The sequence below is a fragment of the Streptomyces sp. BR123 genome, from assembly GCF_013401435.1.
GTDB lineage: Bacteria > Actinomycetota > Actinomycetes > Streptomycetales > Streptomycetaceae > Streptomyces.
The window spans coordinates 1-7,054 of the sequence record NZ_JACBGN010000341.1; the positions used below are offsets into that span (position 1 = coordinate 1).

Below are 7,054 nucleotides of genomic sequence, written 5' to 3' on the forward strand. Positions count from 1 at the left end.
GGGTGGGGGAGGAGGGGCGGTCAGGAAGTGGTGATGAGCTTGCCGTCGGGGGAGACGGCGTACCAGGTGCCGCCCACGCCCTGGCCGTTGATGTCACCGGGCTTCTTGTCGCCGGTGAAGGTGTAGATGGGCCAGCAGTCGACGCTCTGCTGCTTCTTGCCGTCGGGGCGGTCGAGCACCGAGAAGCCCTTCTCGATGATGCCCTTGGCGTTGGCCTTGTCCACCGGGGGCACGACCGGCCACTTGGCCAGGCAGTCGCCGGTGCAGTTGGAGGCCATCGGCCAGGCGGTGTCCTTCTTGAAGCGGTAGACCGTCATGCCGTTGCCGTCGACGATGTGGTCGCCGAGCTTGGGGTCCTTGGCCACGGACAGCGCGCCCGTGGCCGGGGCCGCGCCGGAGCCGGTGCCGGCGCCCGATCCGGAGCCCTCGCCGGATCCGGAGCCCTGGCCGGCCGCCCCCTTCGCGGCCTTCTTGCCGTCGGGGGCGAGCGCGAACCAGGTGCCGCCGACGCCCTGCCCGTTCACGTCCCCGGCCTTGGTGTCCTTGGCGTAGCGGTACACCGGCCAGCCGCCGACCGTCAGCTGCTTGCTGCCGTCGCTGCGGGTCACCTCGCCGAGCACGGACGCGTCCATGCCCGAGGCGGCGGTGACGTCGCCGGCCGGGACCGGGGGCCAGGCCTTGGCGCAGTCGCCGTCGCAGTTGGACTTCGGCGGCTTGGGCGTGTCCTTGTCGAAGCGGTACAGGGTGAAGCCGGCGCTGTCGTTGAGGACCTGGCCGAGCTGCTCGTTCTGCGCGATCGCCAGCTGCCCGCCGGCCTTGGTGCCCGGGTTCGCGCCCGCGCCCGCGTCGCCGCCCGAGCCGTAGTCGGAGCCGTACTCGGATCCCGCCTGCGCGGCGGCCCCTGCCGGCTTGACCGCGCCGGCCTTGGTCTCGCCCTGGCCGCAGGCCGTGGCGGTCAGTGCGACGACGACGGCCACGGTGGCCAGGGTGGTTCCGCGCTTGATGCCCATCTCGTTCTCTCCCACGTGTGGTGTTCCCGTGTCCGGTCCGGCGCCCGGTGTGTGCGGTGCGTCGGCAACTGTGCTCAGGACACGGGCTGGGGAGCCGGATCCGTTCAAGGCGGGCCGTGTGGGGTGTTTCACTCACCTTCCGTCGAACCCGGCCCGGCGCAGGGCCGTGACCACAGCAAGGCCCAGCGCCCGGTGTCCGGCGTCGTTGGGGTGCAGCCCGTCCGCCAGGTGCTCGGGTCGGAGCAGGTCACGGCCGGGCAGCAGGACCAGCCGGCCGTCCCCCGCGGCGACCCGGTCCCGGGCGGCCCGCTCCATCGCGTCGCGCAGGGCGCCCAGGGTGGCGCCCAGCCGGTTCGGGGTGCGCTCGGCGTCGGGCCGCAGCACCGGGGAGACCAGCAGCAGCGGGGTGTGCGGGTGCCCCTGGCGGACCAGGTCGAGGAAGGCGCGGGTGGTCTCGTACAGCAGCGGTACCGAATGGGGGACGCGGGTCCAGCAGTTGGTGCCGAAGGCGAGGGTGAGGACGTCGGCGGGGAGCGCGGCGAGCTGTTCGGCGGTGGCGAGCTCACCGCGCGCGGCGCCCGCGTACCCGAGGTTGACGGTGTCCCAGCCGAGGGTCCGGCCGGCGACGGCCGCCCAGCCGTGGGCGGGGCGGGTCGACCACCAGCCCTCGGTGATCGAGTCGCCGTGCACCACCCACCGCGGGACGGCCGGGGCCGGGGCCACGGCGCCGCCGACCCCGCGCAGGCCCAGGATGCGCGGCGACTGCGCCTCGGGCGGGTGGACGGTGAAGGGGCCGGGCCCGCCGGGCAGGCCGATGCGTACGACGGCCTCGGGGGCGGGATCGGTCCAGACCTCGCGGACCACCCCGTGGCGGTCCCACAGGGCGAAGCCGTGGGCGAGGTCGTGCAGCGCGTCGGTGGGGCCGGGGACGGTGGCCCGGTAGCGGATGTCCACGGCGTGGGCCCCGTCCGCGGCGGTGAACTCAAGCCGCACCCCGATCGGAAGCGTGGCCCGCTCGCCGGTGTCCCGGGGCAGGCGCAGGGTGTCGGCCGGATCGGCGCGGACCGGGCGGCCCCGGTCGAGCCAGGCGACCCCGCGGAGGAAGGGCTGCGGATCCAGCCAGGCAGTGGCCGTGCTGTCGGCATCCATGGCCGCACGCTGCGGCAATTCTGACGGGCTGTCAAGGAGGGCGGTTTGGGCGATTCACGCACTGATCGATCATCGGCGTGCAACAAAGGGCCATCAGGAACGGATCCGTGCAACGATCGTGCGCCAATGTGCAAGGATGGTGCATTACGGGCGGTATCTCTCAGCTCGTAGGCTCACTCGCTGTACGTGGAGTGGCGCGGTCCGCCTGCTCGGCGATCCGCCCATGCCCAGACGCACGTCTGTGTCCTGCTCCGGGTCGCTGCGGCCGACGCCTCAACCCCCATCCGCAGTGTCAAAGGAGTCCCCTCGTGCTCGACCACGACCAGGCGCCGCCGCTCCCGAAGGAGTCGCGGGGGCCTGTGAACCCGCTGCTCCGCCGCAAGCCCGTAGAGCAGCTCGTAGCCGAGGGCGGCCAGGGTGAGGGCGGCGTCCTGCGCCGTTCGCTCACCATGTGGCAGTTGACGATGATCAGCATCGGCGCCACGCTCGGCACCGGCATCTTCGTGGTCCTCGGCGAGGCGGCCCCCAAGGCCGGCCCCGCCGTGACGATCTCCTTCATCATCGCGGGCCTGACCGCGCTCTTCTCGGCCCTCTCCTACGCGGAGCTGGCCGGCTCCGTGCCCGTCTCCGGCTCCTCGTACTCGTACGCGTACGCCACCATGGGCGAGTTCATCGCCTGGGTCTGCGGCTGGTGCCTGGTGCTGGAGTACGCCGTCTCGGTCTCGGCCGTGGCCGTCGGCTGGGGCCAGTACCTCAACGAGCTCCTCGACGGGATATTCGGCTTCACGATCCCCGAGAGCCTCTCCACCCCGCTGTTCGACGGCGGCCTCATCAACCTGCCTTCGCTGGCCGTGGTCCTGCTCGCCATGGTCTTCCTGATGCGCGGCGCCAACGAGAGCGCCCGCATCAACACGATCATGGTCGTCGTCAAGATCGTCACGCTGCTGCTCTTCATCGGCATCGGTGTCCTCGGCATCAAGTCCGGCAACTACGCCCCGCTGGCCCCGCTCGGCATCACCGGCATCAGCGCTGCCGCCTCCACCCTCTTCTTCTCCTACATCGGCTTCGACGCCGCCTCCACCGCCGGTGAAGAGGCCAAGAACCCGAAGAAGGACCTGCCGCGCGCGATCATGCTCTCGCTGGGCATCGTCACCGTCCTGTACTGCCTCGTCGCCTTCGTCGCCGTCGGCGCCATGCCGTGGCAGGACTTCGAGGGCACCGAGGCCGCGCTCGCCCAGATCATGACCGACGTCACCGGCGGCAGCTTCTGGGGCGTCGTCCTCGCCGCGGGCGCCGTCGTCGCCATCGCCTCCGTCGTGTTCGCCGTCCTCTACGGCCAGACCCGCATCCTCTTCGCGATGTCCCGCGACGGCCTCGTCCCCAAGGTCTTCGCCAAGGTCGACGAGAAGACCGGCGCCCCCCGCGCCAACGTGCTCATCGTCTCCCTCTTCTGCGGCGCCCTCGCGGCCTTCATCCCGCTGGGCGAGCTGGCCAACGCCACCAGCATCGGCACCCTCTTCGCCTTCGCCCTGGTCAACGTCGCCGTGGTGATCCTGCGCCGCACCAAGCCGGACATGCCGCGCACCTTCAAGGTGGCCCTCTTCCCGGTCACCCCGATCCTGGGCTTCATCGCCTGCGGATACATGATGTACAGCCTGCCGATGCCGACCTGGATCGCGTTCGGTATCTGGATGGTCGTCGGCGTCGTGGTCTACTTCGTGTACGGTGTCCGCCGCTCCCGACTGGCCACGGCAGAAATGTGATCCGCCCGCAGTGCGACTGAACGATCTCGACGAACGCATCGTGCACGCCCTCGCCGAGGATGCCCGCCGCTCCTACGCGGACATCGGCTCCGAGGTCGGACTGTCGGCCCCGGCCGTGAAACGGCGCGTGGACCGGCTGAGGAGCGAGGGGGCCATCACCGGCTTCACCGTCCGCGTCGACCCCGCCGCCATGGGCTGGGAGACCGAGGGGTTCATCGAGATCTACTGCCGCCACAACACCTCCCCGGACGACATCCGGCGAGGACTGGAGCGGTACCCGGAGGTGGTGTCCGCGTCGACCGTGACCGGCGACGCGGATGCCCTCGTCCAGGTCTTCGCCTCCGACATGCGGCACTTCGAGCGGGTCCTGGAACGCATCGCGGGGGAGCCCTTCGTGGAGCGCACCAAGTCGGTGCTCGTCCTCTCCCCGCTCCTGCGCCGCTTCACCTCCGGCGCCCCCGCGTAGGCGGACCGCAGCGGCGGACGCGCGACCGTACGAAGGAAGGCCCCCGGCATCCCGGGGGCTTCCTTCGTACCCGCGCCGCCCCGCCGAGGGGCGGCCGCACGGCGACCGGCCCGCCTGGGCTGACGGCGACCGGCACCGGGCCGCGCGGGGGCGGATCCCCGCGCCGCACCACGAGGTGCGCGCCGCGGCCCGCCCGCCACGCCGCGGCGGCGGGACCGAGGGCGGGGTTCACCAGCCGCCGCCGGCCCCGAGGCCGGCCACGACGCCCTCCCGGCGGGCCAGCAGCGTCCGGCGCTCTTCCTCCGTCAGCCCGCCCCACACACCGAAGGGCTCACGCGTGCGCAGGGCGTGCTCCAGGCACGCGGCCCGCACCGGGCAGACCGCGCACACCCGCTTCGCCGCCTCGTCGCGCTCCTCCCGCTCCGGACCCCGCTCGCCCGCCGGGTGGTAGAAGCGGCCGGAGCCCAGATTCCGGCAGGCCGCCCGCAGCTGCCACTGCCAGTGGTGGTGCGCGGCGCCCGGAAGCCGTGAGACGTCGTTCATGGCGGTGTACCTCCTGTCGTCGACGATTCCGCGTGTGACCGCTCGACGCCCCGCCAAACCTGCCGGCCGCCCTGCGGAACCCGGGATGGCGGGATTCCGCTCCCTTCCGGGCCGGGCCGGGCCGGGCCGGGTCGGGCGTGCCGTGCGGGCGCCGGTCAGCCCTGCGGCGCCGCCGCGGGGGCGCGCAGGCCGATGAAGGACGGGCGGCGGCGCAGGGTGAAGCCCATGGACTCGTACAGGGCGATCGCCCCCGTGTTGTCCGCCGCGGCGTGCAGGAACGGCCGCTCCCCGCGGGCCTTGACCTCCGCCGCCACCGCCCGGACCAGCCGCGCGGCGAGCCCCCGCCCCCGGTGGTCCGGATGTGTGCACACCGCGCTGATCTCCGACCAGCCCGGAGGCCGCATCCGCTCGCCCGCCATCGCGACGAGCCGCCCTCCGTGCCGTATGCCCAGGTAGGTGCCCAGCTCGACCGTGCGGTCCAGGAACGGCCCCGGCTTCGTCAGCTCCACCAGCTCGATCATCTCCGGCACGTCTGCCGGGCCCAGCCGCACCGCCTCCGGCGCGGGCTCGGCCCGTACCGCCGAACCGTCCAACTGCACCCCCTCGACCGAGAGCACCGTCGTCCACGCGGGCGGCGGGGTCAGCAGCCCGGTGACCCACACCGGCCCGCCCGGCCCCACCAGCTCCGCCAGGTCGGCCCAGGCGCGCGGGTCCTGCGGGTCCGCCGGCGCGCCGAACGGCGAGGTGTCGGCGGTGTAGCGGGCGGCCAGCCCGCCGGGCGCGGCCTCGGCGAACGCACCGCCGCTCGGGCCGTTCAGCGCGGCCCAGACAGGGTTGTCCAGGACGTGGACGGGCGCGGCGGTCTCGGTTTCGGGCGACATGGGGCGGTGTGCTCCTCTCCAGCGGGCGGCGCGCCCCGGGCCCCGCACAGCGTCTCGCCGGCCCCGTGCGCCGCCGACGGACTGCTCGGTACGACGGTCGCCATGGTCAGCAACCACCGTGGGCGGCTTTATGCCCCGCAGGAGCGGCGGACGGACCCACCGCGGGTGCCGGCGACCGCCTGTACCCTCGACTACCTGCGGCGACGAGGTGCCCGCCGGCCCGCACGGCGGGCGCCCCCGACCCGTTCCGCACCGCCGGGGCGGGGAACCCCACGGCCCCCCTGCGCAACGAATCGCCGCCCTGCGGGACAAACGCGCAACGAATCGATGCGAGCAGCGCAACGGTCACGGCTTGTCCGGGTCGAACGCGTAACCGTACCTTCGTAGGACACCCCACCCCACCTGTCACAGAGGTAGCCCATGCCCCCGCTGCGCACCGCCCTCCTCCAGAGCTCCGGAGTTCTCGGTGACACCGCCGTGAACCTGAAGGCGCTCGACGAGGCCGCGGCCCGCGCCGCCGAGGCGGGCTCCGGGCTCCTCGTGACCTCGGAGATGTTCCTGACCGGCTACGCGCTGCCGGTCGAGGACGTCGCCTCCCTCGCCGAGGCCGCCGACGGCATGTCGGCCCGCGCCATCGGCGAGATCGCCCGCCGCCACGGGCTCGCCGTCCTCTACGGCTACCCGGAGCGGGACGGCGAGACCGTCTACAACTCGGCGCAGCTCATCGGCCCGGACGGGGCCCGCCTCGCGAACTACCGCAAGACCCACCTGTTCGGCTGCTTCGAGCAGGAGGCCTTCACGCCCGGCGACACCCAGGTCGTCCAGGCCGACCTGAACGGCCTCCGCATCGGCATCATGATCTGCTACGACGTGGAGTTCCCGGAGAACGTCCGGGCCCACGCGCTGGCCGGCACCGACCTCCTCCTGGTGCCGACCGCGCAGATGCACCCGTTCCAGTTCGTCGCCGAACAGCTCGTCCCCGTACGGGCCTTCGAGAGCCAGATGTACATCGCGTACGTCAACCGCACCGGCCCGGAAGGCGAGTTCGAGTTCGTCGGACTCAGCTGCCTGGCCTCTCCGGACGGAGTCACCCGGACCCGGGCCGGCCGCGGCGAGGAGATGGTGATCGGCGAGGCCGATCCCGAACTGCTGCGGAACTCGCGCGAGAACAACCCCTACCTGCGCGACCGCCGCCCCGGGCTCTACTCCTCCCTCGTCTGAGCCCTCCCGGCCCTCCCGGCC

At 73.0% G+C, this 7,054-nt stretch carries 7 protein-coding genes; 3 read left to right on the top strand and 4 right to left on the bottom strand.

The genetic code is table 11. The features are described 5' to 3' along the window. Positions 1-20: 20 nt before the first annotated feature. Positions 21-1,010 (bottom strand): SCO0930 family lipoprotein, encoded by a 990-nt coding sequence (locus tag HYE82_RS32015; protein ID WP_179177717.1) that lies wholly within the window; start codon positions 1,008-1,010, stop codon positions 21-23. A gap of 132 nt (positions 1,011-1,142) precedes the next feature. After that, positions 1,143-2,159, bottom strand: a complete 1,017-nt coding sequence (locus HYE82_RS32020; protein ID WP_179177711.1) for a GDSL-type esterase/lipase family protein — start codon at positions 2,157-2,159, stop codon at positions 1,143-1,145. A gap of 308 nt (positions 2,160-2,467) precedes the next feature. Between HYE82_RS32020 and HYE82_RS32025 the strand changes: the two genes are divergently transcribed. Further along, positions 2,468-3,922: an amino acid permease gene (locus HYE82_RS32025; RefSeq protein WP_179177712.1), complete on the top strand. Its 1,455-nt coding sequence runs from the start codon at positions 2,468-2,470 to the stop codon at positions 3,920-3,922. A gap of 10 nt (positions 3,923-3,932) precedes the next feature. Further along, positions 3,933-4,388 (top strand): Lrp/AsnC family transcriptional regulator, encoded by a 456-nt coding sequence (locus HYE82_RS32030; RefSeq protein ID WP_179177713.1) that lies wholly within the window; start codon positions 3,933-3,935, stop codon positions 4,386-4,388. Positions 4,389-4,616: 228 nt separating this feature from the next. Here the strand turns inward: HYE82_RS32030 and HYE82_RS32035 are convergent, their stop codons facing one another. After that, positions 4,617-4,931, bottom strand: coding sequence for a WhiB family transcriptional regulator (locus HYE82_RS32035; protein ID WP_179177714.1), 315 nt, complete (start codon positions 4,929-4,931; stop codon positions 4,617-4,619). A 155-nt stretch (positions 4,932-5,086) separates the two neighbouring features. Next, positions 5,087-5,812, bottom strand: a complete 726-nt coding sequence (locus HYE82_RS32040; RefSeq protein WP_179177715.1) for a GNAT family N-acetyltransferase — start codon at positions 5,810-5,812, stop codon at positions 5,087-5,089. A gap of 420 nt (positions 5,813-6,232) precedes the next feature. Here HYE82_RS32040 and HYE82_RS32045 point away from each other — a divergent pair, with 420 nt between their 5' ends. Beyond that, the gene (locus tag HYE82_RS32045) at positions 6,233-7,033 is read left to right on the top strand and encodes a carbon-nitrogen hydrolase family protein (protein WP_179177716.1); all 801 of its coding nucleotides are present in this window, start codon (positions 6,233-6,235) and stop codon (positions 7,031-7,033) included. Positions 7,034-7,054: the final 21 nt, after the last annotated feature.